The sequence below is a fragment of the Pseudomonas sp. BS-2016 genome (assembly GCF_001806145.1).
In the GTDB taxonomy this organism is placed as follows: Bacteria; Pseudomonadota; Gammaproteobacteria; order Pseudomonadales; family Pseudomonadaceae; genus Aquipseudomonas; species Aquipseudomonas lundensis.
This window is the reverse complement of sequence record NZ_MLCT01000131.1, coordinates 1-1,558: the sequence shown is the minus strand read 5'-3', so window position 1 is coordinate 1,558 and position 1,558 is coordinate 1. Positions and strand designations below refer to the sequence as shown.

The following is a 1,558-nucleotide window of genomic DNA, read 5'->3' as shown; positions in this document are numbered from 1 at the left end:
GGTATAGCGGTAGCTGAACGGCTGGGCCATCAGCACCATGGCTTCATAGCACGCCGAGTCGCCGTGAGGGTGGAACTTACCCAGCACGTCACCGACGGTACGCGCCGACTTCTTGTGCTTGGAATCGGCGTCCAGGCCCAACTCACTCATGGCGTAGATGATGCGCCGTTGCACGGGCTTCAGGCCGTCGCCGATATGCGGCAAGGCACGGTCCATGATCACGTACATGGAGTAGTTGAGGTAGGCATTTTCGGTGAATTCAGCCAGCGACCGGCGTTCTACGCCATCTAAGCTGTCTGCGAGGATGTCACTCATGCGGGCCTCATCATGGGGTAAGGCGCAGCGGAACTGCCGCTGCGCTGATTCAATTCAAAAAAATCTCGACTCATGGCTGGGCACTCCAGCCGCCATCCGGAGCGGCAAAACGATAGACCATCGGACGTTTTTCACCATCGTCACGCGGGCCGAAATTGTTATCGATCCCGACCCAGGCACCGTCGGCATCCACCAACAGGGCCTCAGCCAGGCCATACGACTGTGGGTAACGTCGCTGTGGCGTCAGGGTTTCGTCGGCAAACGACCAGCACAGCTCAACCTTGGCCGTGAGCGGGTCGCGCCGGCAGATCTGAAACGCATTACGCTCCAGGGTAAACAGCTTGCCGTTGAACAGCGACAAGTCGGCAAAGTCCTTGGACACGGCCTTGGCGTTGGGGAACTGCGCCGGCTGCACTTCCTGGCCGGCCTCGCTCAACAATACACAACGACCATCGCAATCCCATACGCTCTGCCCACGCTTGATCGAGACCAGGCCACGGCGTTCACGCTCGGCAGCCAGCCAGATCTGATTGCCTTCAGGGTTTACCGCCAGGCCTTCGAACAAGGCATTAAAGTGCAGCAACATGCCACTAGCCCTGGCTTCACGCACCATGCCCGGCGCGATTTTCAACCACTCCGGCGCGCCCGTCGCGGGCACCTGCAACACCGCGGCATGGGCTTCGCTGACAATGTAACGGTTGCCTGCGGTATCACAGCTGATGCCTTCAAAGTCCAGGTCACCACCACGTATGAACGAAGCGGCCTTGGTGCGCGAACGCAAGCCCCAAGGCAGGCCGGACTCGGGCACGGGCGGCACGTCGATCTTCAGCGCTTGCGCGCTCCACGTCGGCGCACGGGTATCCAGGCGGTAAATCTGGTCGTCATCGCGGTCCGAAACCGTCCACAGCTCGTTGCCACACAACGCCAGGCCCGACAGGTTCCCACCGCGCATGCCGTCAACCGGGTGTTCCGAGACCAGCTTGAGCTCTGCCACGCTGGCTGCGGCCACCTGGGTGACCGCCAGCCCGCTCAACATCAGGATCGCCAGGGCGAAGCCTGTGCGCATCAGCCCAGAACCTCGGCCAGGTTGCCTTTGGATTCAAGCCAGGTCTTGCGGTCGCCAGCGCGTTTCTTAGCCAGCAGCATGTCCATCATTTCCGAGGTAGCGGCGAAGTCTTCCAGGGTCAACTGCACCAGGCGCCGGGTGTTCGGGTCCATGGTGGTTTCGCGCAGTTGCGGCGGG

At 61.5% G+C, this 1,558-nt stretch carries 3 protein-coding genes; all 3 read right to left on the bottom strand.

Translation table 11 applies throughout. The annotated features are described in order from the left end of the window. Positions 1-315: DNA gyrase subunit A (locus BKD70_RS22990; protein WP_305879751.1), on the bottom strand; the 315-nt coding region annotated here is incomplete at its 3' end. Between the two features lie 70 nt (positions 316-385). Then, positions 386-1,381: an esterase-like activity of phytase family protein gene (locus BKD70_RS22985; RefSeq protein WP_070415467.1), complete on the bottom strand. Its 996-nt coding sequence runs from the start codon at positions 1,379-1,381 to the stop codon at positions 386-388. Continuing rightward, positions 1,381-1,558: hypothetical protein (locus tag BKD70_RS24555; protein ID WP_139145809.1), on the bottom strand; the 178-nt coding region annotated here is incomplete at its 5' end. The genes BKD70_RS24555 and BKD70_RS22985, both read right to left, overlap by 1 nt.